The sequence below is a fragment of the Gordonia sp. 852002-50816_SCH5313054-c genome, from assembly GCF_001665925.1.
Lineage (GTDB): Bacteria > Actinomycetota > Actinomycetes > Mycobacteriales > Mycobacteriaceae > Gordonia > Gordonia jacobaea.
Genome location: NZ_LZTE01000025.1, coordinates 46,917 through 71,401 on the forward strand (window position 1 = coordinate 46,917; position 24,485 = coordinate 71,401).

At 66.0% G+C, this 24,485-nt stretch carries 12 protein-coding genes; 4 read left to right on the forward strand and 8 right to left on the reverse strand.

Annotation, left to right across the window (positions count from 1 at the left end):
* Window positions 1-24 precede the first annotated feature (24 nt).
* Entirely contained in the window at window positions 25-5,403 is a 5,379-nt protein-coding gene (gene pks13 / locus A5788_RS03150; RefSeq protein WP_064864704.1) for a polyketide synthase Pks13, read from the forward strand.
* A 65-nt stretch (window positions 5,404-5,468) separates the two neighbouring features.
* Window positions 5,469-7,019 (forward strand): acyl-CoA carboxylase subunit beta, encoded by a 1,551-nt coding sequence (locus tag A5788_RS03155; RefSeq protein ID WP_049700188.1) that lies wholly within the window; start codon window positions 5,469-5,471, stop codon window positions 7,017-7,019.
* Between the two features lie 24 nt (window positions 7,020-7,043).
* On the opposite strand, the gene A5788_RS03160 is transcribed toward A5788_RS03155, so the two are convergent.
* The 6 genes from A5788_RS03160 to A5788_RS03185 form a co-directional block, all read right to left on the reverse strand.
* The gene (locus A5788_RS03160) at window positions 7,044-8,210 is read right to left on the reverse strand and encodes a DICT sensory domain-containing protein (RefSeq protein WP_231894228.1); all 1,167 of its coding nucleotides are present in this window, start codon (window positions 8,208-8,210) and stop codon (window positions 7,044-7,046) included.
* Window positions 8,211-8,329: 119 nt separating this feature from the next.
* On the reverse strand, window positions 8,330-8,770 hold the full coding sequence (locus A5788_RS03165; protein WP_049700186.1) for a hypothetical protein: 441 nt from the start codon (window positions 8,768-8,770) through the stop codon (window positions 8,330-8,332).
* 314 nt (window positions 8,771-9,084) lie between these two features.
* Window positions 9,085-9,870 carry a VIT1/CCC1 transporter family protein gene (locus tag A5788_RS03170; RefSeq protein WP_049700185.1) on the reverse strand — a complete coding sequence of 262 codons (786 nt, stop codon included), beginning with the start codon at window positions 9,868-9,870 and terminating at the stop codon, window positions 9,085-9,087.
* Window positions 9,871-10,042: 172 nt separating this feature from the next.
* Window positions 10,043-13,411: an arabinosyltransferase domain-containing protein gene (locus A5788_RS03175; protein ID WP_197494540.1), complete on the reverse strand. Its 3,369-nt coding sequence runs from the start codon at window positions 13,409-13,411 to the stop codon at window positions 10,043-10,045.
* Window positions 13,401-16,766, reverse strand: a complete 3,366-nt coding sequence (locus tag A5788_RS03180) for an arabinosyltransferase domain-containing protein (RefSeq protein WP_082938013.1) — start codon at window positions 16,764-16,766, stop codon at window positions 13,401-13,403. The genes A5788_RS03175 and A5788_RS03180 overlap by 11 nt, the downstream gene beginning before the upstream one ends.
* Window positions 16,767-16,829: 63 nt before the next feature.
* A complete protein-coding gene (locus A5788_RS03185; RefSeq protein WP_049700184.1) occupies window positions 16,830-20,195 on the reverse strand; it encodes an arabinosyltransferase domain-containing protein in 3,366 nt (1,121 codons plus the stop codon).
* Between the two features lie 128 nt (window positions 20,196-20,323).
* Between A5788_RS03185 and aroQ the strand changes: the two genes are divergently transcribed.
* Both aroQ and A5788_RS03195 read left to right on the forward strand, forming a co-directional pair.
* On the forward strand, window positions 20,324-20,785 hold the full coding sequence (gene aroQ / locus A5788_RS03190; protein WP_049700301.1) for a type II 3-dehydroquinate dehydratase: 462 nt from the start codon (window positions 20,324-20,326) through the stop codon (window positions 20,783-20,785).
* A complete protein-coding gene (locus A5788_RS03195) occupies window positions 20,785-21,645 on the forward strand; it encodes an SAM-dependent methyltransferase (RefSeq protein WP_049700183.1) in 861 nt (286 codons plus the stop codon). Before aroQ ends, A5788_RS03195 begins: the two co-directional genes overlap by 1 nt.
* A 67-nt stretch (window positions 21,646-21,712) precedes the next feature.
* Here A5788_RS03195 and A5788_RS03200 read toward each other — a convergent pair whose 3' ends face one another.
* Entirely contained in the window at window positions 21,713-22,465 is a 753-nt protein-coding gene (locus A5788_RS03200; RefSeq protein ID WP_049700182.1) for an MBL fold metallo-hydrolase, read from the reverse strand.
* A complete protein-coding gene (locus A5788_RS03205; RefSeq protein ID WP_064864702.1) occupies window positions 22,462-24,459 on the reverse strand; it encodes a galactan 5-O-arabinofuranosyltransferase in 1,998 nt (665 codons plus the stop codon). The genes A5788_RS03200 and A5788_RS03205 overlap by 4 nt, the downstream gene beginning before the upstream one ends.
* Window positions 24,460-24,485 lie beyond the last annotated feature (26 nt).

The window sequence follows — 24,485 nt, forward strand, 5'->3', positions numbered from 1 at the left end:
CGCCGCCAAGTAGTCTGGTGACCGATGTCTGAACTGAACAACGAGCCGAACATCGAGCCTGCGGCCGACGCCGACAGCCCCGACACCGACAGCGTCAACAGCGAGAGCACCGACGGCGAGACCGCCGGTGGGCTGACGGTTTCCGAACTGCGCGACTGGCTGCGGGAGTGGGTCGCGACGTCGACCGGAATCTCCGCGGAGCAGATCTCCGACGACCGTCCGATGGAGGAGTTCGGCCTGTCGTCGCGCGATGCGGTGGCGCTTGCCGCCGACATCGAGGACAAGACCGGCGTCGTACTGACCGCGACGGTCGCCTACAACCACCCCACCATCGCGATGCTGGCCAAGCGCATCATCGAAGGCGACCCCGACGAGGGCCTCGACCTCGACGCCGAGACCTTCTGGATTCGCGAGCGCAACGCCGACGACGACATCGCGATCGTCGGCCTCTCGACACGCTTCCCCAAGGCCGGGCAGACCCCTGACTCCACCTGGGAAGCCCTGATCTCCGGCCGCGACGGCATCTCCGACCTTCCCGACGACCGCTGGGCCGAGTTCAAATCCGACCCGCGCCTCGCGAAGGTGATCGACGAGTCCAACGTCAAGGGCGGCTACCTCGACGACGTCAAGAGCTTCGACGCCGACTTCTTCCAGATGAGTCCGCGCGAGGTCGAGATGGTCGACCCGCAGCAGCGCCTCGCACTCGAACTGGCATGGGAGGCACTCGAAGACGCCCACATTCCGGCCAGCGACCTCAAGGGCGCGCCGGTCGGTGTCTTCATCGGCACGTCGACCAACGACTACCAGCTTCTCGCGGCCATGGGCCTCGACGACGGCGCTCACGACACCGCCGCCTACGCGCTGACCGGAACGTCGACGTCGATCGTCGCCAACCGCGTCTCCTACTTCTTCGACTTCCACGGTCCGTCGGTCGCGATGGACACCGCGTGCTCGTCGTCGTTGGTCGCCGTGCATCAGGCCGTACGCAGCCTGCGCTCGGGTGAATCCGACGTCGCGCTCGCCGGTGGCGTCAACATGATCATCACGCCCGCGGCGACGCTCGGCTTCGACAGCATCGGCGCGCAGGCCAAGGACGGCCACATCAAGGCGTTCTCGGCCGACGCCGACGGCATGATCCGCGCCGAGGGTGGCGGACTGTTCGTACTCAAGCGCATCGCCGACGCCCGACGCGACGGCGACACCGTGCTCGCAGTTGTCGCGGGTTCGGCGGTCAACTCCGACGGCCGCTCCAACGGCCTGCCCGCTCCGAATCCCGAGGCCCAGGTCGAGGTGCTGCGCTCGGCGTACACCGACGCCGCTGTCGATCCGCGCGGCGTCGACTACATCGAAGCGCACGGAACCGGCACGGTGCTCGGCGATCCCATCGAAGCCGACGCCCTCGGGCGCGTCGTCGGGCGCGGTCGACAGGCCGACGCGCCTGCACTCCTCGGTTCCGCCAAGACGAACTTCGGGCATATGGAGTCCGCCGCGGGCGCAGGTGCGCTCGCCAAGGTGGTTCTCGCTATGCAGCACAACAAGCTGCCTGCATCGCTCAACTACTCCGGCCCCAACCCCTACATTCAGTTCGACGCCGGACACCTCAAGGTGGTCGAGGAGCCGACGGACTGGCCGCGCTACTCGGGCCATGCTGTCGCGGGTGTGTCGGGCTTCGGCTTCGGTGGCACCAACGCGCACGTCGTCGTGCGTGAGGCGCTGCCGAGTGATCTGTCGGGCGTGGTCTCGACAAGCTCGACCAGCGGAGACACCCCGACCACCGGAGACGCTGAGTCCTCCTCGTTGGTTGAGCCGTCCCCGCTGGTTGAGCCGTCCTCGCTGGTTGAGCTTGTCGAAACCACCGACGATGACGACGAGGACTTCCTCACCGACGCCGAGCGCGCCGTCCTGGCCGCGCAGGCGAAGAAGGACGACGCGCCCGCCGAGGTCGTCGAAGCCGACCCCGCCGACGGCTTTGCCCCGTGCGCCGTCGAGGGATCGGTTGTGCCGCTGGTGCTTTCGGGATTCCTGCCGTCGCGGCGTCGTAAGGCTGCCGCCGACCTGCTCGAGTGGCTCGAGTCCGACGAGGGTGCGTCGACGCCCCTCGCCGACATCGGACGCGCGCTCGCGCACCGCAACCACGGTCGTTCGCGGTCGGTCGTCATGGCCCGCACCCACGAAGACGCAGTCAAGGGTGTGCGCGCCGTCGCGGAGGGCAAAGCCAATCCTCTTGTGTACTCGGCTGATTCGCCCGACGCCGCAACGGCGGTCTGGCTGCTCTCGGGCTTCGGCTCGCAGCATCGCAAGATGGCCAAGCAGCTCTACCTCGAGAATCCGATCTTCAAGAAGTACGTCGACCGCGTCGACGAGTACGTGCAGAACGAACTCGGATACTCCATCGCGGAGATGTTCGTCGACGACGAGCAGACCTACGGCATCGAGACCGCCCAGGTCGGTATCTACACGATCCAGGTTGCCCTTGCCGACCTCCTGCGTCACCACGGCGCCGAACCCGGTGTGCTGGTGCCGCATTCGATGGGCGAGGCGTCGGCCGCGTACATCAGTGGGGGGCTCTCGCTCGAAGACGCCACACGTGTCATCTGCCAGCGCTCGCGGCTCATGGGCGAGGGCGAGGCGACGCTCTCCGGCGACGACATCCGCCTGATGGCGCTCGTCGAGTACAGCGCGGACGACATCAATGACGTCCTCGTCGACTTCCCCGACCTCGAGATCTGCGTCTACGCGGCACCGACGCACACCGTCATCGGTGGACCCGAGCCTCAGGTCGACGCGATCGTCGCGCGCGCCGAGGCCGAGGGCAAGTTGGGTCGCAAACTGCAGACCAAGGGTGCGAGCCACACGTCGCAGATGGACCCGTTGCTCGGCGAATTGTCTTACGAGCTCACCGGAATCGAGCCGAAGCGCCTCGAAACCGGCTTCTACAGTTCGGTCGATCGCGAGGCCTTCTACCGCGCTGGACACGAGCCCGTGCACACCATCGACTACTTCCTCAAGGGCCTGCGCCACAGCGTGTGGTTCAGCCAGGCGATCTCGAAGTCGGTCGAGAACGGCCACCGGACCTTCCTCGAGCTCTCGCCGAACCCGGCGGTGCTGATCTCCGTTGCCGCAGTGACCTTTTCGGCAGGCTTGCACGACGCCGAGCTGATCGAGACGCTGCGCCGCAAGGAGGACGAGAGCTTCGGTGTCGTCAACGCGCTGATGAAGCTGTACGTCCACGGACATCCCGTCGACGTCGGATCACTGTTCGGCACAGGCGATTACGCCGACATCCCGCGAACCCGTTTCGACCGCAAGCCATTCTGGCTCACCGCGCAGATCTCCAGTGGTGGTACGGCAGGGCGGATTCCCGGTTCGCACGTCGCGCTTCCCGATGGCCGCCACGCGTGGGAGGTCAATGCTGCTGCGGTGACCGATCCGCGTGAGTTGGTTCGTGCCGCGGCCGCAGAGGTATTCGACGACGCGCGCGTCGGCGCTGCAGCTACGCACGGCGAGTTCCCGAAGACCGGCTCGTTGACCACCACACTGAGTCCGCATCCTGGCGGTGCGTCGGTGACGGTGCACACCAAGCGGGACAAGAACTTCCACCTCCTGTTCGAGGCGGTCGTCACGGGCACCACAGAAGCTGGCGGCGGCAGCGCGGAACCTGCCGACGGCGCTGCCGAGCGCGCAGACGGTGCCATAGACCCGGCGAAGGTCGGCTACACCGACACGTCGCTGACGGTCGAGGACGAGGTCGTCGACGACATCGGCAACAAGTGGGACCCGGAATCGGGTGAGTCCGTTGGTGATCGACTCGCGATCATCGTCGGTGAGTCGATGGGCTACGACCCCGAGGATCTACCGCGCGAGATCCCGCTGATCGAACTCGGACTCGACTCACTCATGGCGGTGCGCATCAAGAACCGTGTCGAGTACGAATTCGACATTCCGCAACTGCAACTGCAGGCGATGCGTCAGGCAAACCTGTCCGACGTCGAGAAGTTCGTCGCGTTCGCGGTCACCCACCGCGACCAACTCGACGACCTCGCAGGCAAGGCCGCCGGCGAAGGTGAACTCGACACCGCAGCGCTCAACTCCTACATCGACGAGCAACTCGCGAAGGATGATCTCGACAAGCTCGATCAGCGGGAGGCTGCCGATCAGGGGGGTGATCTCGACAAGCTCGATCAGCAGGGGGCGCTCGATCAGCGGGGTGATCTCGACAAGCTCGATCAGCGGGTTACGACACCTGCAGCAGCGCCGGACCTCACGAGCCAGCAGGCCGTCGCAGAGGCGGCGGGTTCCGACGTTCCGCCGCGAGATGCCGCGGAGCGCTTGACGTTCGGCGTGTACGCGGTCATCACGGGCAAGTCGGCCGGGGGCATCTTCAACAAGCTGCCCGTGCTCGAAGAGGACGTCGCACAGAAGCTGACCGACAAGCTCAACGAGCGCACCGGTGGTGACATCGATGTCGAGGACATTCTCGATTCGGAGACGATCGAGGAGATGTCGGACTACGTCCGCAAGTTCCTCGACGCCGCGGCCGACACCGACGGCTTCATCCGCTACCTGCGTCTGGTGCCGAGCGGCAAGAAGTCTTACGACCCCACCGCGGGAGATCCGGTGCCCGCCTTGCTGTTCCACCCCGCGGGCGGTAACACGTCGGCGTACGAGGCACTGCTCAAGCGGCTTCCCGACGATCAGCCGGTGATCGGTTTCGACCGCGTCGAGGGCACCATCGAGGAACGGGTCGCGCAGTACCTGCCTCGGTTGCGTGAGGTCCAACCGCACGGCCCGTATGTGCTGATCGGGTGGTCGCTCGGCGGCGCGCTCGCGTACGGCTGCGCCAAGGTCTTGCGTGACGAGGGCGAAGAAGTCGCGTTCGTCGGACTGATCGACGTGGTCCGACCGCGCCACGATGTGCCCGACACCCCCGAGAACAAGCGGGCACGGCTCGAACGCTGGAAAGACTTCGCGATCCGCAACTACGATCTCGACCCCGACGTCCCGATCCCGATGGACCGACTCGTCGACGCCGACGACGAGGGCCAGTTCGCGATCATCATGGAGATGGTCTCGATGTCTGGCACCAAGATCCCCGGCGGCATCATCGAGCATCAGCGGACGTCGTTTGTCGACAACCGCGCGCTGACCAACATCGCGCCGCAGCCCTATAGCGGCAAGGTGATCCTCTACCGCGCCGACAAGATGCACGACGGCGCAATCGAACTCGAGCCCCAGTGGGCGGAGATCGACGAGGATGGTCGGTGGGGCGAGGTCGTCGACGACCTGGAGATCATCCATATCGGCGGCGATCACCTGTCGATCGTCGACGAGCCGTACATCGCCAAGATCGGCGCCGACCTGACGAAGCGTCTGGCCGCCGTGGAGGCGAAGGCGACCAACTAGCACCGACATCGCGACGGAACGCGAAGCGGGCCGGCGCAGCACTGACATCGAGGAAGAAGAATCACGTGACCGACACGACCGCAGCCAAACTCGCCGATCTACGCGTCCGGTTGGAGCAGGCGCGTGAACCCGGTGGCGAGAAGGCGATCGAGAAGCGCGAGCGTAAGGGAATCTGTTCTCCGCGTGAGCGTCTCGATATGCTGTTCGATCCCGGGACCTTCGTCGAGATCGGTGCGCTCGCCAAGATGCCCGGGGCAGCACACACGGGCTACGGCGACGGCGTCGTGACGGGACACGGACTGGTGCACGGCCGTCCTGTCGCTGCCTTCAGCCACGACCAGACCGTCTTCGGCGGCACCGTCGGAGAGATGTTCGGCCGCAAGGTTTCTGCGCTCATGGAGTGGGCAGGCAAGATCGGCTGCCCGATGGTCGGCATCAACGATTCGGCCGGTGCGCGCATCCAGGACGCGGTGACCTCACTGGCTTGGTACGCCGAGATGGGGCGACGAAACGATCTGCTCTCCGGTCTGTCGCCGCAGGTGTCGGTGATCCTCGGAAAGTGTGCGGGCGGCGCGGTGTACACGCCCGCGAACACCGACATCCTCGTCGCGGTCGAGGACAAGTCGTACATGTTCGTCACCGGCCCCGACGTCATCAAACAGACCACGGGCGAGGAGATTTCGGCAGAAGACCTCGGTAGCGCTCACAACCAGGCGCGGTGGGGCAACATCCATCACATCGCGCCGGACGAGAAGCAGGCATTCGAGTGGGTACGCGAGTACCTGCAGTACATGCCGTCGACCAGCTTCGAAGAGCCGCCGGTCATCAATCCGGGCCTCGAGCCCGAGATCACCGAGTCCGACTTGGCGCTCAACGATTTCATGCCCGACAGCGACAACGCCGCGTACGACATGCGCGACATCATCGTGAAGCTCTTCGACGACGGCGCGTTCCACGAGGTCGGCGAATTGTTCGCGCCCAACATCCTCACCGGTTACGCGCGCGTCGACGGGCACAGCGTCGGCGTCGTCGCCAACCAGCCGAGCGTGATGGCGGGGACGCTCGACACCGACTCATCCGAGAAGGCAACGCGATTCGTGCGCATCTGCAACGCCTTCCGCATCCCGCTCGTATTCCTCGTCGACACCCCGGGAATCCTGCCGGGACTCGTCGAGGAGCAGAAGGGCACCATTCGACGCTCGGGCAAGTTCTTGTTCGCCTACGTCGAAGCCGACGTTCCGAAGGTCACCGTCGTCCTGCGCAAGGCGTACGGCGGCGCGTACGCGGTGATGGGTTCCAAGCAGCTCGGTGCCGACCTCAACTTCGCGTGGCCGACGGCGAAAATCGCTGTGATGGGCGCAGAGTCGGCGGCGGCGGTGCTGACTCGTAGGCAGACCGAGGGCATGTCGGCGCACGACGCCGACAAGGTGCGACGCGACTTCATCGACTTCTACAACACGATGATGGCCACGCCGTATCTCGCCGCAGAGCGTGGCTACATCGACGCCGTCATCGAGCCCGCCCAGACGAGACTGCAGCTTCGAAAAGCGTTGGCGCAGTTGCGTGACAAGCAGACGATGCGCACTCCGCGTAAGCATCTGCTGATGCCGATCTGAGTTCGCTCGCAGAGAGGTAGGGCGTCAGGTGAAGCGGGACAAGATCACTCGCACCGCCTGCGTCACGATCGTCCGATCGTAGCTCTGGACAAACATGAACTCGCGACGACCGCTGGGGCGTCGCCCATGGATTTCGCGTGCGGAAAGCAGTGCGGCGAAGTGCATTCCGAGGACGGCGACGTTCCATTCCTCCACGAGAGCGTCGTCGGAACTCAGTGGTGCGTAATGGATGTTGCCCTCGCTCATGGGCCGGATTCCCTCGCCGTACACGCCGACGAGGCCCACCTTTTCCGAGAGTGCACGCCACCGTTGCGACGTCGACGGTGCGAAGCGGTGTTGATCCTGGAAGGTGCCGAGCACCACCGCGACGCTCGCCTCGGTCGCGGTCCGCTCGAGGTCCTTGCTCATCTCGAGCAGCAGTCGTTCGTCGGCGAGACGTGGCGCACCCGACTTCGATGCGATGGCGAACGGTGTCTTCTCGTCGGTGGACGGCGTTGTGCGTGCAGGCAGCGGAGGGAGTTCGGAGATCGAGCCGAGCACACGGTCGTCGGCATCCGACACCGGCGGGTGCAGGGCGCCCAACCCGTATCGGGCGCCGAGGGTCTGAGCGGTCCGCCGATCGGCCTCGGTGTCGACTCCCGTTGCGATGACGATCGCGCCGGTGCGTTCGGTGTGTGCGGCGAGTGTGTGTGCGAGGTGCGCGGTTTCGGGTGTCGGAATCGGCGCGAGGATGTCGGGGTGCAGTAGCACGACGTCGGGTTCGACGAGCGTGAGTAATGTCGCCGTCCTACGATCCGCGCTGACCCCTTCGACGGCGATCAGTCGTCCGTCTCGCCGTGCCCGTGCGACCTGGGCGAGCCGCGACTGCGGACGCCGCAAGACGCTACGCGGTTCGATCAGCAACGCAAGGGTCTCACCATCTGAGTAGGTGCGCTCCGGATCGTAGAGGTCGATGTCGACGGCGAGGAAGAGCGGAAGAGCCGCGGAGACGCGTCTGGCCGCCGCGGAGTCGGCGAATGCGAACTTCCGCGAATCGAGGACCGTGCGCTGTTCCATGAGCGTCGCGGTTCGACGCAGAGCGCGCGGGGAGTCGAAATTGGTGCCCTTCGGGCCGCTGAGCTCGAGACTTGCCCCGACCAGGCTCCCGCCCGACAGTTCGAAGACCGGGCTGAACTGAAGCCTCAACTCCATACCCTGGAAGATCGACGCTGCGTCCCCGCCCCTGGTACTCGTCAGACCTTGGCTCATCCCTCACGCTCTCTGACGGAGCGTCGATGTCGCCCCGACATCTACGGCGCGGTCGGACCGCGCTATTCGCTGTCGTGAAGTGCTGATGCGACGAGCACTCCGAGCGTGAGAGTAGCAAACACTGCGACGATGGAGGCGGTGAGCGCAACGGAATCAAAGAGGCTGTCGACGGTGATGCCGATCCACAGACAGCCGATGGGGAGGAGTCCGGCGATGAGGAGGGTGCTGTGTTCCTCGTGGTTGTCGGGGGCGGGCACGGTTCCAGTGGTGGACTCGCGACCCACCTTTGGGTCGGTACCAGAGGTCGAAACCGGAGAGGCGTCGGCACGTAGCGAGGGGAAGTCGCCGGTGTCTGCTTGCTCGACGAACGGATCGAAATAGTGCTCAGGAGCGGTCTTTTCGAGCTCCGCGTGCTCGAACCCGACGATCTCGCCGAAGTCGTTTGTCTCGTAGCCGTGCTCGCGCGGGGAGAGGTCGTGTGAGGTGTGATCCAGGATGCTCATCGTCGCTCCAATGGGAGGGTGAACCCTTGTCGGAGGTCCACTGCGGAAGCGGTTCAGCAGAATTCGGTTCGCTGGACGTACAAGCCTTTTCTGTTGCGGTTTCTCGCGGTTTCTTTACATACTCAACGGTAGGCCACGAGAATCCTTGCGGTATGCGAACCAAATCCTTGTTAATTGAAATGTGACCACTTCGGAATCGGATCGCGTGCGTGTCTCGGGGTGCGTCATCGGCAAGCAAGGTAAGCCTGAACTTGCTGGTAGAAGTCCATTTTCGTATCACTCACAAGCGCCGCACAGGTAGTCGTAGGTGACTGTCAAGTAACGGTATGGCCTACCAAGTGACCAATGCCGAATGTCACGGCCATCGCGATTGCGCCACCGATCACGACCCGAATCATTGGTCTCCACGGTTTCGAGCCGCCGAGGATCGCGCCGAGGGCTCCGGTTATCGCCAGTGCGATCAGGACAACGACAAATGTGACCGGAATCCGAATCGATGCGGGCGGCGCGAGGATTGCGATCAGGGGTAGGACTGCTCCCGTCGTGAACGACACCGCCGACGAGACTGCCGCCTGCCAGGGGTTGGTGAGCTCGTGCGGATCGATGCCCAGTTCGGCTTCGACGTGCGCGTCGAAGGCATCATGCTCGGTCAACTCGCGCGCGACCTGACACGCCGTCGAATGTGTCAGTCCCTTCGCTTCGTAAAGGCCCACCAGCTCGTCGAACTCGGCTTCGGGTTGCTCGGCCAGTTCCCGGGCCTCTTTGTCGAGCAGTGCGCGTTCGGTGTCGCGCTGGGTGCTGACCGAGACATACTCGCCGAGCGCCATCGACACCGCTCCTGCGGCCAACCCCGCGATTCCCGCGGTGAAGATCGGGGCACGATCAGTGGTCGCGGCGGCAACGCCGACGACGATGCCCGCCGTCGAGACGATGCCGTCGTTGGCCCCGAGCACGCCAGCCCGCAACCAGTTCAGCCGATTCGCGAGCGACCCCGCGTGCGGCTCGTCGCCGTGACCGTGGCTGTGTCCTGGCTCCTCCGCGTGCTCTGCGCGCCGTGGGGGTTCTGCGGGTTCCGCGGGCGAAGAATCGTCGACGCTCATGAGCACCAATGATGCGCGCCCACGCCGTTGGCGCAAGCAAGGTGATCATGTCCTCACCACGCTGGACGGCTCGACCCGAGCCGCAAATACACGTGTTTCTGACACATGCACGCGAAGCTTTGCTCGCGTCTGTCAGAAACACGTGTTTCTACGACGCCGCGCCGGCGCCCGGTCAGTACCCGCTCGAGCGAATGGGACCCGGGTCCCAGAGTCCCGATCGGCGCGCGGTGCCGAGTTCGAGCTGTGCCGGTGGCGCGGGGTCGACCTCGGTGAACCGCTGCAGTCCGCCCCAGTCGCGGCCCCAGTTGTTGCGCAGGTATGTGGGGAGCAAGGTGGGGATGAGCATGGCCTCGGTGATACCGAGCGGCCCGCCCGCGGTCCCCGACATCCAGGTCTGGCTGTTCTTCTGGGTGGCCTCGGCGTCGGGCATGATGCGCCAACGCGGTACCTGCATCACACCGTTGCGCACCTTCATCGGCTGCTGGCACGGGAAGACGAGTCCCGACACCCAGTCGATGAAGACCGGATCTGTGGTTCCGACGACCTCGTTGAGCGTCCGCAGGGCCGGAACCCGTGGCGGGGTGACTGCGACCCATTCCGACGGTGCTCCGGATGTGTCACGCACGACGACCCGCGCGAGCGTCGCCTGTGCCGGTGCATCGGCGAGGGGGAATCGGAGGTTGCGCCACGTCGGAGCCGTTCCGACGTCGAGCGGCGACATCGTGCCCAGACGCTGCACGGTGCCGCCGGCGCCGACGCGTCCGAATTCGACGGTCACGTCCTGACCGTCGCTGCGCAGTCCGTCACCGTCGACGGCGTCGACCGAGCCCGCGACGGCGATCGTGAGCAGCGGCTTGTCGGCGCTGCGTTGGGGTACCTGGTACCAGTCGGTTGTCACCGAACCGGTTCCCGACGGCGCGCCGTAGGAGCCGAGTACCGGGGTGGTCGCGGGGTCGAGTCCGAAGGGCAGTCGCACAGTGGAGCCGTTGACGCCGCGCGCGCCCTGCCCACCCTCGGTGCCGCCCTGCGAGGCGTCGGTTGTCTGGTCGCGATCGTCGGAACCCGCGCCCGTCGGTGCAGAGTTGGTGGGCGCCGAACTCACGGCGCCCGACGATCCCGACGAGTCCGTGTCCTCGGTCGCGTCGACCGACAGCTTGTTGGCCACACCGTTCGGGGTGAATCCGACAGCCGAAGAGCCCTGCCCAGCGCCTGCGAGAGCGTCGGAGATGCTCGGCGCGGGGCGGCCGTCGACGGCAGCGGGTGCGAGCATGCCCGTGTTGACGTCGGCCTCGACGAGGACGTCATTGGCGAGGCCGCACTCGTTGCCGGTGAGAGCGCGGGCGTTGGAGTTCAGCCACGACCACGAATCACGTTGCACGTAGGCGGCTTTTGCGAACGAGGCCACCATGAACAGCACCATGAAGATCGAGATGACCGGCAGCGGAGAGAATTTCAGCTTGCTGTACCAGTGATCGGAGTGGCCGGTTCGCGTCTGTTCGTCGGTGTAGTCGTCGCGCAGGTGGAACCACAGACCTGCCGCCGCAGTGAGAACCGCTGCGATCAGGAATACCCACCAGAGGCTCACACCGCCGATCGACGGCTGCCTGTCCCACCAGGGGATGCCGTAGCTGCCGACGAACCACCAACCGTTGGTGCCCGCGAACGAGATTCCGGTGACCGCGAGTACCGCCGCTGCGAAGAACGCGCGGTTGCGGCGTGAACGCAGAATGGTCGGCGCCATCATTGCGCCCGCGGCGGCGGCGAGTCCGCCTGCGATTCCGGCGTAGACGCCGAAGTGATGAGTCCACTTGGTGGGTGTGAAAGCGATGAAGAACATCGTGCCGAGCGTGACCGCGATCAGCCGCCAGATCGGTGCGCGCGCAATGCCGTTGGGATGCTGCTTACGCAGCAGTCGCAGGAGTACGACGACGAGGCACAGGATCATGATCAGCACGCCGTAGCGGCGTGCGAGCGTGCCGTCGGCGGTGGGCAGGATGAGGTAGTAGTAGCGAATCGGCTCCTGCCACCACTCGAGCGTCGGACCGACGTCGGTGGCAACCTTGTTGCCCGCGATCAGCGGCGCGAGTGGCTGGTCGGCGAAGATCTCGTACAGCACAAGGGTTCCGGCCGCGAAGATCGGCGCGAGCATGGGGAGCAGTCCGTCGCGCCGACGTCGGGTCACGATGGTGCGCACGATGGGACGGACACCCGCGAGCAGGGCGGCCACGGCCATGAGACCACCGGGAGCGAGTGCAAGGGTGAACGCGGCGACGGCGACGGCGACCGCGTACGGCAGCAATCTGCGTGTGGCGATGGCACGTTCGACGCAGCACCACGTCAGGAGTGCGCCGACCGCTTCCGCTGGTTCGGGCCGCAGACCGTTGTTGTAGGGCAACCAGAGTGCGAGATAGACGAATGCCGCCGACCACACGGCCGGAGTGCTCGTGCGCACCGCTCGTCCCAGCCGCGGGATCACCTCGCGGGAGATGAGCCACCATCCGAGAAGTCCGAGTAGGAAGGCGGGCAGGCGCATCCACGGTGTGGCGAGACTGACGTGCGTCATCGCGGAGATCACCTGGAAGTGCCAGCCGAAGGGGTCCTGCGGCACACCGAAATAGCGGAAGTAGTTGTCGGCGTAGCCGGCATCGCCGGTGATGCGTCCGACGATGAAGTTGTAGCCGTCGTCGGATGTGTTGGCCCCCGCCAACCACCAGAACGCCAGTATGGCGAGTACCGCGAGGTCGGGGCCGCGGATGGTGAACCAGCCGGCGGGCAGGAATCGTCTGTGGCCCCTGCCATCTCGCGAGTCGAGCACGCCGAGTGCGACCAGGGACAGCAACGTCATGATGATGCCGACGATGATCGCGGCCAGTTTGAGCGGCGTCGGCGAACTCACGTATCTGGTGTCGATCGTGGCGTGCATCGACAGGCCGTCGCGCGACGCAGACCCGGGAAGGTCGGTGTAGACCCCGACGATCTGCGGGCGCATCTCGTGGTCGGGAGTCGAGTACGTCAACGGGCTGCCCGCACCTGCCGACGTGCCGTCGATCTTCGCGTTCACCCCGCGCTCGTCGGCGTGGAACACCACCGCACACGACGAATTGTCCTGAGCGGCTGCGCGTTCGGTCGAGAGAATCACGACGTCGCGGTCGGTGACGGTGATCGTCGACGCGTCGGCGCGGACGAACAATCCGCGCGCGCTGGCGTCCTGACCGCCCGCGGGCGTCGTCGACATCAGGACTCCACCCGACGCGGGCAGGTCACGGGCGAGTGAGCACGGAACCCGCAGATCCATGTCGACGGGAACGAACGAGACGAGCGGTGCGGCGACGTTGCCGACGCCCTCACCCTGCGGCCACGACAGGGCCGCTGTCGACTGTGTGACCGGCAGCAGCGGAGTGGCAACCGCGAGAAGGACACCGAGCACTCCCGCGACGGCAGCGATGATCTGCGCTCGGCGGTAGTTGCGTGGCGCCCCGGTGGTTGGTTCGTCGCGTTCCGTGCTCTGGGTCGGCGGCTGCGGTGTCGGATCAGTTGTCATCGGACTGCGGCTCCACCCTGATCGAACCATCGTGTGACCAACCCCAGCGGGTGGTCTGTGACGTCTGTAGCTGTGCTGACGGCGCGTCCGGGGTCAGTGGTGAAAGTCGTTCCAGCGCACCCCATTCCCGTGTCCAATCGTCCTTGAGATAGGTCGGGACGGCCTGGGCGGCCGTCGTTGTCTCCGAGATGCCGAGCAGGCCACCGTCGACCCCCGCCTGCCAGGTCTTCGACTGGGAGTTGGCGAAGGGATAGTCGGGCAGGATGCGCCAGCGCGGGATCTCCGCGACCCCGTTGGTCACCCGCATCGGCTGCTGGCACGGGAAGTGGGCGGCAACCATGAAGTCGATCAGTGTGGGAGTCTGTGATCCCACGACCTGCTGGAGTGTCTGCAGTTGCGGCGCTCGTGGCGGGGTGATGCCGATGAACTGGTACTGCCCGAGGTTGTTGTCCAACAGCGACATTCGCATCGCCGATGCTCTCGGTGGCGCCGCACTCATGGGTACGCGCAGGTTGCGCCACGGCCGGTTGGAGATGACCGGTCCGGGGTCGATCGGGAGGATGTCTGGCCCGATCTGGGTGAACGACCCGTCGGGTCCCCTGGTGCCGAACTGCACGACCAGTTTCTGTCCGAAGTTGGTCACCCCGAAGGTGTCGACCGTCGAGATCGCACCCGCGGCCGAGACCACGAGCAGCGGGGTCTTCGCGCGATCGGCGGGTAGGTCGTACCAGTCGGTGGTCAGGCGGGCTTCGCCCGCGTAGCCGTAGCTGCCGAGGACGGGCGTCGTCGCGGGGTCGAGTCCGTACGGAAGTGCGACGGTCGAACCGTTGACGGTTTCGGGTCCGCGGCCGCCCGTGGTGCCCGCGCCCAATCCGCCCGTGATCGAGAACGGTCGTGCGGGACTTGCCGCCACGTTCATCTGGCCGGGCCGTTGACTGCCGGGCTCGGGGGAGAGATCATCGGGAATTCCGTTGGGGGAGAATCCGACTGCCGCGTCCGGTCCACTTGTCGCTCCCGAGAGTGCCTGCGTCGCCGTGCGTCCGTCGGCGGGTCGCAGCATGCCGGTGTTGGGATCGGATTCGACGAGCACGTCGTCGGCCATGCCACAGTTGTTGCCGCGCAGCGTGTTCACGTTCTCGGCGAACACGGTGGTCGCCGGATAGCGCGATACCGCCCCTTTGGCGAACACCAGCAGCTCCGCGATCACCATGAGTCCGGCGATGAGCGCGATGGGCGACGACGCGAGGAAGAGTCGTCGACGATCAGCCCGCGTCTCGCCGGGGCCGTCCGTCGTATGCGAAAGTCCTTTGTTCTCAACGTAGTCGAGTCGCAGGTGCTGCCACACCGCGATTCCGGCGGCGATCACGGCCAGGATCAGGAACAGGGTCGACACCGGTCTGCCCGCGATGATCGGGGCGCGGTCGAACCACGAGATGCCGTATTCGTAGGCGAATGGCCAGGCGTTGTAGCCGGCCATTGCGGCGGCGAGGGCGAAGAACAGTCCCGAGACGAAGACCGTCAGATTCCGTGCCGAGCGTGCGGCCGATTGCGCGACAGCCAGAGTCGCGATCGCTGCGATCGCGGCGGCGAGTCCGGCGAACACCCCGAACTGAATCGTCCACTTCGTCGGGATGAAGGCGAACAGCACGAGGGTCACGCCGACGGCGCCGATCAGTCGCCATGTCGGGCCGGCGTGGACACCGGCAATTCGTCCGCGCCGCAACATCACTGCGACGGTGACGACCATTCCCGCCAACAGCAGCAGTACGGGGACGCGGCGGGTGAGCGCTCCGTCGTCGGTCACGACTGAGATGAAGTAGTAGCGCAGATACTCCTGATACCAACCGATGACGGGTCCGACGACGTAGCGGACGCGGATCGCCTCGATCACCGCGGCAATCGTCTGGTCGCGGAACACGACGACCAACACGAGAAGTCCGGCGGCGATGGTTGGTGCGACCAGGGGGAGCAGACCGTCGGAGCGTCTGCGCACGAGCAGCACGTGCAGCAGTGCGCGGGAGGAGGCGATGAGGATCGCGACGCCGATGATGCCCTGTGGCGCAAGGGCAAGAGTGAATGCCGCGAGACCCGCTGCGATGGCTCCGGGGAACAGTTTGCGGGTCGCCAGTGTGTGCTCGGCCGCCCACCACGTGAGCAGTGAGCCCAACACGATGATTCCCTCGGGACGCAGACCGGAGCAGAACGGCAGCCAGAACGCGGTGAAGACCAGTGCCGCCGACCATTGCGCCCAGCCGCTGCCTCGAATAGCAGAACCCAGTCGGGGCAACAGGATTCGACTCAGCACGAACCACGAGGCGAGTCCGGCGATCAGCGCGGGGATGTGCATCCACAGAATCGACGGCGAGATCGACGACCAGTGGGCGAGGAACGAGTAGTACCAGTCGAACGGAGCCTCGGGGATTCCGTACCAGCGGTAGTAGTTGGCGAGATAGCCGAACGACGACGCTGTGCGTCCCATGTTGAGGATGTACCCGTCGTCGGGACTGCCCGCCCCGAGGAACAACCAGATCACCAGTACCGCGGTGACCGTCAGATCGGTGGCGCGGGGACGCAGGATGCGCAGCCACCCGGCGCGGCGTCGGGCTCGGTGCCGCACGTCGTCGCTCATTCGGTCGAGCAGGAAGAGTGCGACGAGCGAGACGATCACCGCGAGCACTGCCAGAACCATGAGGACGGTCTTGAGTGTCGTCGGCGAGCTCTCGTAGCGATTGTCGATGCGGATGTCGACCCGCATCCCCGCGTCGGCGGCTGCTCGAGCCTGGTCGGGCGTCAGGTCGCTGAACACGCCGTCGATCTGCGGGCGCTTGTCGGGGTCGAGGGTTGTGGCGGCACCGAGGCCGACGAACTGCGCGCCGGGTCCGTCCGGCGACGACCAGACGTGCAACTCGCTACAGCGACCCAGATCGGCTCTCGGCGCCGACGCCGCGACGGAGTTGCGGAAGGTCGCGGTGACGGTGTCGCCCGCGGTCACGTAGAGGGCCGAGGCCTTGGAGTCCTGTGCGGAGACGGCCATCGTCGACATGATGAGCGTCGACTTGCCCGCCGGTACGTCGGCGAGGACGCGGCACGGGATGCGGACGTCCAGCGATTGCGAGGTCTGCGCGATCAGCGGGGCGGTCACCGACGACGTCGTCGACGCGAGTTGTTGACCCTGCGGCCAGGAGAACGACGCGTCGGTGCTGTGTACGGGTAGGAATCCGATCAGCACGCACAGCACGGCACCGAGTAGTCCGGAGACGGTGGCGACCAGCCCGACGGTGCGACGTGAGCCGATCGTCGAATTGTCGGCCGGTGGCGAAGCATCGGACTCGGCTGGCGGGGCTGTCGCAGGCACGGTCACTGATGTTAGGCGATTACGTCGCGCCGCCCGCCCGGTGCCGCGATCAGCGGTTGCGGGTCAGTGCCTGATCGGGGCCGGGCTCCACAACCCGCTGCGCGTTGCGGTGCCCGTGGTGATGGGAGCGAGGGTCGTCACGTCTCCGTAGGGCTCGTAGCGCTCGAGAGCTCCCCAATCCCGGCCGATGTCGCCCTGCAGGTAGGTCGCGACGGTCTCGGGCTGCTGCGACACCTCGAGCCACCCCAGCGGACCGCCACCATAGGAGTCCTGCCACGCCGAGACGGCCGCGGCGAGGTCGGCGCCGGGCCTGATGCGCCACTTCGGGATCTCCGCGACGCCGTAGTGATGGGTGAACGGCCGCTGGCAGGGGAAGACCAGACCCGACGTCCAGTCGACGTGTACCGGGTCTTCGCTTCCGACGACCTCTTGCAGCGTCTCCATGTGGGGCAGTCGCGGTGGGGTCACCACGATGAACCGATCCGCCGAGAGATTGTCGTCGTTGGCGACGATCCGCACCGCGGTGAGGTCGTCGGGGAGTGACGACGTGGTGATGCGGACGTTGCGCCACGACGGTTGCGGCCCCGGGTCGATCATCTCGGTCTCGCCGGTCGGCTTGAGGTCGGCGTCGCGGGTCGACGACCCGACGGGGTCGGTTGTGTACTCCAGCAAGAGGTTCGGATTGTCGTAGCGTCCGGCGACCGAGAAGGTCAGCAACGGCTGCTTCTTGTAGTCGCGAGGCAGTGCGTACCAGCCGGAGGTCAGACGCGCGGGAACCTGATCGGTCGTCGAGTAGCTGCCCTCGACAGGTGTGCGGGCCGGGTCGAGCATGAACGGCAGACGTGCGCGGCTGCCGTTGACCCCGGCCGTCGAGAGTTCTCCACCGCCGGTTCCGCCGCTGTTGGCGGTGAGGACGTCGTTGGTCGACGTCGCGTTGCCTGCGAGCACGCCGAGCGAACCCGCGCTCGCCTGCGTGGTGAGGTCTTCGGGAACGCTGTTCGACGTGAATCCGGTTGTCGGCGGCCGGGATGCGTTCGGGTCCACGGTCGACGGACCCGCGAGGGGGTCGGTCAGGGTCGGGTCGACGGGCGAGAGCATGTGGTCGTTGGGGTTGCGTTCCACCCACACCTTGTCGGCCATGCCGCACTGTTTGCCCGCGAGAGCCTCGATGTTCGACCGCGGAACCGAGAACGACGACGACTGGTTGACCGCTGCGAATCCCGCGGTGACGAGTTCGAAGATCACCACGGCGGCGGCCACATATGCGAGCGGTGCACCCGCGACGGAGTCGATCGCCCTGCGATACCAGCGCTGTCCGGTGTCGGTCTCTTCGAGCGTCGTGTCCTGGGGGTCGGTTCCGGTGAACGGTTCGCGGAAGTGGAACCACAGCGCGACCAACAACAGCAGCAGCGAGACGTAGAGCAGCGCATTGCTCACCGAGAATCCGAAGCTGACCTGGCCGACGCCCCACGGCATGCCCCACGCCGACGCGTAGTAATACGAGTTGGGTGCCGTGAACGCCAGACCCGCGATGAAGAGCACGAGTGCGGCGAAGAGTGTGCGGTTGCGCCGTGAATGCATGGCCTTGTTGCTCGCGGCGATGGCGGCGATGGCAGCCAATGCCGCGGCGAGTCCGGCGAACACGCCGAAGTGGTGCGTCCACTTGGTCGGCGTGAACATCAGGAAGACCAGCGATGCGAATGTGATGCCTACGATGCGTCGAGCAGGGCCGACGGCCGTGCCGGGGATGCGCGACTTGCGGATCAGTACCGCTGCCGAGACCACCATGCCCAGGATCATCGCGAGGACGGCGAAGCGTCGTGCGATCGAACCGTCGGCAGAGAACGCGAACAGCGACGAGTACCGATCGATCTCGTTGTACCAGTGCGCCGACGGCCCCAGTGCGGTCTTCATCTTCGACGAGTCGGAGAACGCGCGCAGGGTCAGGTTCGAGAAGACGACGAAGATGACGAACGTACCGGAGGCGAGAACCGGTGCGAGCAGTGCTGCGTACGACCAGAATCCGCCGCCGATCGCCCGAGCACGTTTGATCAGGGCCAAGATGATCGGTCTCGCTCCCGCGATGAGCGCGGCGACGGCGAGTAGGCCCGTTGGGCCGGCGGCGAGACTGAACGCGCCGATGAGACACGCGATCGCGGCGGGCAGGATCCGTCCGGTCGCGATTGCGCGTTCGACCGAACACCAGGTCAGTAGCGCGCCCAGCGCGATGATCGGCTCCGGTCGCAGGCCGTTGTCGAAAGGGAACCACGACGCGAGGAAGACGAAGGCTGCCGTCCAGCCGACGACCGGTCGGCTGATCGCGGCACGGCCGAGCCGTGGCAGCACCTCGTGGCTGACGATCAACCACGACGCGATACCGCACAGCAGAGCCGGTATACGCACCCACGGGCTGGCGAGCGAGATGTGGCTCATCAGGCCGAAGACCTCGTAGTACCAGCCGAAGGGCGCCTCGGGTGCACCGAACCAACGGAAGTAGTTGGCCGTGTACTCACTGTTCTGTGCCACCCGCGACATCGTCAGCAGGTAGCCGTCGTCGGACGTGTTGGGTCCGATGAAATGCCAGACGATCAGGGCGCCGATCACCACATAGTCGCGTGCGTTGAGTCGCCACCACTTCGCAGGGAAGATTCGACGGTGCTTGCGGCCGTCCGTCGAATCGAGAACGGCAAGTGCCGACAGCGACAGCAGCGTGCACACGATGCCGACGATCAGGACGAGCCATTTCAGGATTGTCGGGGCCGTCGAATAGCGCGAGTCGATGGTCACGTGTGCGCGTAGACCGGGCAGTTCCGACGCCGCTCCGGACAGGTCGGTGAACAGTCCTGTCACCTGTGGGCGCTGGTCGGAGCTGTAACTCTGCGACTCGCGTCCCTTGGTGGTCCCCATCAGCGTGGTGTTGCCGGATTCGGAAGAGTCGGCGGGTGCGGTCATGCCGACGAACTCGGCGGTCACGGCTTCGGAATCGGCGTGGACGACGATGTCGCGGCACCCCTGCGAGCGCATGTCGGCAAGCGTGGCCGAGACGAGTGGCACGTTACGGACGACGACTTCGATGCTCTGCTTGTCCGGAGAGTCGGCAGGGTTGCCGGTGCGGCGGATGAACAGGCCGCGCTCGGCCGACTTGGCAGCCTGCTTGGGGGTCGTCGACAGCAAGACCGAATCGTCGGTGCCGAGCCGCTCGGCTGCCGAACACGGAACCGAGACGTCGAGGTCGATCGGGACATAGGAAATGAGGGGTGCCGAGACCGACCCGATCTCGCTGGATCCGACGCTGCCGGTGGAGGGCCAGTTGATCTCCGCCGTGGTCTGCTTGACCGGCATCAATGGCGTGGCCAGCGCGAGGACTACTCCGAGCAGGCCGGTGACGATGGCGATGAGTTTCGCTCGTCTCACGGTCTGCGATTGCACAAGCAGTGATCCTAACGGCCGGATGCGACGTCGCGAACTCTCGGTCGCTCGTGGGTCTGACGGGCTCGTGGGTGTGGACGCCGGAGAGTATGGACGCGGGCCCGGTGCCGGTGGATAGGCTTGCAACCATGTCGACCGACGCCACGGATACCGAACCGCTGCCGATCCTGCTGCTGAACGGGCCCAACCTGAACACGCTCGGGATTCGACAGCCCGAGGTGTACGGCTCGGCGACGCTTGCCGACGTCGTCGAACTCGCCGAACGCACCGCTGGTGAACTCGGCTACGGCCTGCGTGCGGCGCAGACCAACCACGAGGGCGAGATGATCGACTGGCTGCACGAGGCGCGCGGCAACATCAGCGGGATCGTCATCAACCCGGCCGCGTGGACGCACACCTCAGTCGCGCTCGCGGATGCGCTTGTGATCCCCGACGTTCCGATCATGGAGGTGCACATCAGCAATGTGCACAAGCGGGAGGAGTTCCGACACCACTCGTTCGTGTCGCCGCTGGCCTCGGGTGTGATCATCGGTTACGGCATCCGCGGCTACGAGTTCGCGATTCGACGCCTCGTGGAGGTCCTGGGCTGATGGCCGATCTCGACGATCTCGGACTGACGGCGCTGGGTGTCGCGTGGGCGCGAGCCGCCGAATCGTCGAGGGACGACGCATTGTTCGACGACCCGCTGGCCGAGGCGATTGCGCGAATCCGGCCCCGCGGCTCCGAGTTCGGCGGAGATGATGGCACCGATGAACGTGGTTCGGCCAAGATCCGAGCGATGTACGACTGGATCGTCGCGCGCACGGTGTTTCTCGACGAGGTGTTCGCGGCCGCAGTCGCCGCCGGCATCACGCAGTTCGTGATTCTCGGGTCGGGGCTGGACGGTCGGGGATTTCGACTCGATTTCGGTTCGGGAGCAAAGCTTTTCGAGGTCGACAGGCCGTCGGTGGTCGAGGTCAAGGAGGATCTCGTCGCGCAGTCGGGTCTTGCTCCGACCGTCGAACGTCGTGTGGTGGCTTCCGATCTGGCCGACGACTGGCTGCGCGCCCTGCAGGGCAAGGGTTTTCGGGCCGACCTGCCGTCGGCGTGGCTCGCCGAGGGGCTGTTCGTGTACCTACCCGACGGGCTCGGTCTGCGCGTGATCGAGGGCATCACCGCGGCATCCGAGTCCGGCTCACGGATCGGGGTGACCGTGCGCCGCGCCGCGTCGTCGGTTGTCGACGATTCTGCTGCTGACCCGTTCGCTGATGTGCGGAAGTTGTGGCGCAGCGATGTTGACGTCGCTCAGCACGTCGACGCCGCCGGGTGGGACTGTGAGCTTTCGGATACGCGCGAAGTGCTTGCCGCTCATGGGCGTTCGCTGTCCGAGGCCGCCGGCGCGCAAGAGTCCGCGACGCTGCTGTCGGGTGTTCGACGCCAACGCGGCCACGGGACTATCGACCGCTCCTGACGGATTCTTCAGCGCGGCGGCAGTTTTCGCGCTGGGTTCATCGTGCCGAGGCTTGTCGTGTCGGGTGTTATCGAGCCAGGGCTTCTCGGGCCAGCTCGGCGACTGGGCCGTCGAGGCGACGTCCGTGTCCCGGGAAGAGCACTGTCGCGTCGAGGTCGGTGAACGATTCGACGCTGCGTCGGGTCGCGGCAGCGTCGTGGTTGAAGAAGCGCGGGAGTAGCTGCGGCCCTTCGTGTCCGGAGAGCGGGTGGCCACTGATCAGAGCGTCGCCCGAGACGAGTACCGCGCCGTCGGCGACGAGGAAGGCGCTGTGCCCATCCGTGTGGCCGTGAGCAATGACCGGCCGTGGTCGCCCGGGAAGGTCAAGGGTGCCGTCGGTCGAAAAGGGTTGCGCGGTGGCGATTCCGGCCCGGTTGAGCACGCCGAGAGGTGTGACCAGCGCCAGCCACCGCCACGCGCGTGGCTGCCACGCGACCGCAGCGATGTCGAGTGGGCCCGCCTGCTGCAGGAGGTCGCGGTGTGCGTGTGCCACTTCGGCGGGGTCGACGAAGACCGGGAAGCCGAAGCGGTCCACCAGCTTCGCGAGTCCTCCGATGTGGTCGACGTGAGCGTGGGTGAGCAGTGCTGCTCTGATGTCGGTGGGGTGTGCGCCGATCGATTCGATCGAGGCCACCACGTCGTCGGCGTTGCCCGGATATCCACCGTCGATCAGCGTGATGCGCGAATCATCGCGCAGCAGAACCCAATTCACCGCGGCCGTGTGCACCAGATACGCCGTCGACGACGCGGCGCCGACCTCGGTGATCTCGAAGGAGCTCACTTGCGCACCACAAGGACGAATGGTCCGACGTCGGTGACCTCGAAACGTGGGTCGTTGAAGAGGTTCGGGTCGAAGGTCACCGTGTAGCGCTTGACGTTTGGATCGTTCGGGTAGACGTCTGCGGCGAGGCGCAGTGCGTAGCCGTCCGCAGAGTAGCGGAACAAGAAGACGTTCGGCGGTGTCCATGGCGCGGCGTCGAGTTGGCGGACGAAGTCGTCGGCCGATGTCGCCTTGGACCAGGTCTCGATCGTGGCTGCTCGTTTGTCGAACTCCGCCAACGGGTTTGCGTAGTGCGAGGTGAGCCCTTGGAAGCCCCAGTACGGATAGACGGAGAGGAATCCGTAGTCCGCGGTGAGTACGACGTTGTCGGTGGCCGGGCGTCCGGTCTTCTCGCCGATGAGCTTGTCGATCTGCGGGTAGTACGACTCGGCGCCGGGTGGTCGCTTGTCGGCGCGGTCTCCATAGCCGTCGGTGTCGGTGTAGGCGGTCGTGATCTCGTTGGAGAGATAGGCCGGAATGCTCTGTGCCACAGCGATTGCCGCGAGCGCTGCGAGTACGCCGACCACGACGCGCACGTCACCGAACCTGCCGACTGCCCAGTGGGCGAGCTCGACGACTCCGAACACTCCGGCCGCCGCGAGCACCGCGACGAGGATGGGTTCGAGTCGGAAACCGAGCAGCGTCGTACCCGCGGCGGTGACCAGCATCGAGAGCAGACTCATCAGGTAGATGCCGACGACCGTGATGCCCAGGGCTGCGGCGATGGTGCGTTGACGGAACCGGAGCAGAATCCAGATGAGTCCGATGAATGTGATCGCACCGACGAGGCTGAGGTGGAACATCGGCCACGGCAAGAACGAACCACGTTCTGGCAGATAGTGTTCGGCGGTGCCGCCACTCGCGGGCTCACTGCGCGCTCGAGCCAGGAGATAGGGCGCCCACACGGTCAATGCGATGAGGCCGGAGATGACGCCCATCACCACCAGCCGCCCGACTACCGCCAGCACGACGCCGCGTCGAATTTTCGATACTTCGTCGCTGGGTAGCGCTTTGTTGGAGGCGTTGACCCAGCCGTGAACGATGAGCGCCAATGCCATCAGGATCGCGACGCCCGCGAACAGTCCCGTGTAGAGCGTGTAGAAGGTTGCGCTCAGACCGAGGAAGAGGCCGGTCGCCACTACCGCCGCCCAGCTCGTGCCGGAGCGGAGCGAGGCGGTCGGGCCGTCGGCGTGGCGTGAGCGACCGCGCAGGCCGTAGAGCATCGGGATCAGCATCGGGACGCCGACCATGATCAGTACCGCCGCATACGGCTCGGGACCCGCGTACATCAGCGTCACCACGGTGACCGCGAGCGCTGTCGCGATGCCGCGGTCGGCGCGTACCATGCGAGCCCAGAGCACTACTCCGATCGCTGCGGCGACCGCCATCGAGAGGATCGCCCACGGTTTGAACGCCTCCCACCCGGGCAGACCCATCAACGACGCATAGCGGCCTCCGCCCCAGAACCATCCAGCCGGATAGTAGGGAGCGAGGTGCAGATAGGTCATGTCCGCCAGGTGCGGACTGCTGGTGAGCCGGGTCAGGTACTCGGTGCGGAACTGCTGGTCGGCGGAGAGGCCGAAGAGGTAAAGGCGCGTCGCCCCGAGTGGCATACCGAGCGTGACGGTGACCAGCCCGGAAATGCCCGCCGCCGACAGCAGAGTGACCAGCCATCGCGCTTTGCCGTAGCGGTACAGCAGTGCCGCGATCACCAGGATCGCCACGGCCACCACCTGGCCCGCCGTGGTCAGCGAGCGGGTGACATTCGACGAGTTGAACGCGGGCCATTGCACCGAGTCGATGGCCTTGAGGCCGACGAATGCCACGATCGCCCCGACAACCACCGCGATGACCAGGTCGATCAGGGTGCGGACATGGCGATTGGCTCGACGCTGAGGGGTCGCAGCAACCTGAGGACTGGAGTCGTCGGTGGTCGGGCTCTGCGTTGACGTCACGCGTCTATTTCTAGCAGGGGGCCGTA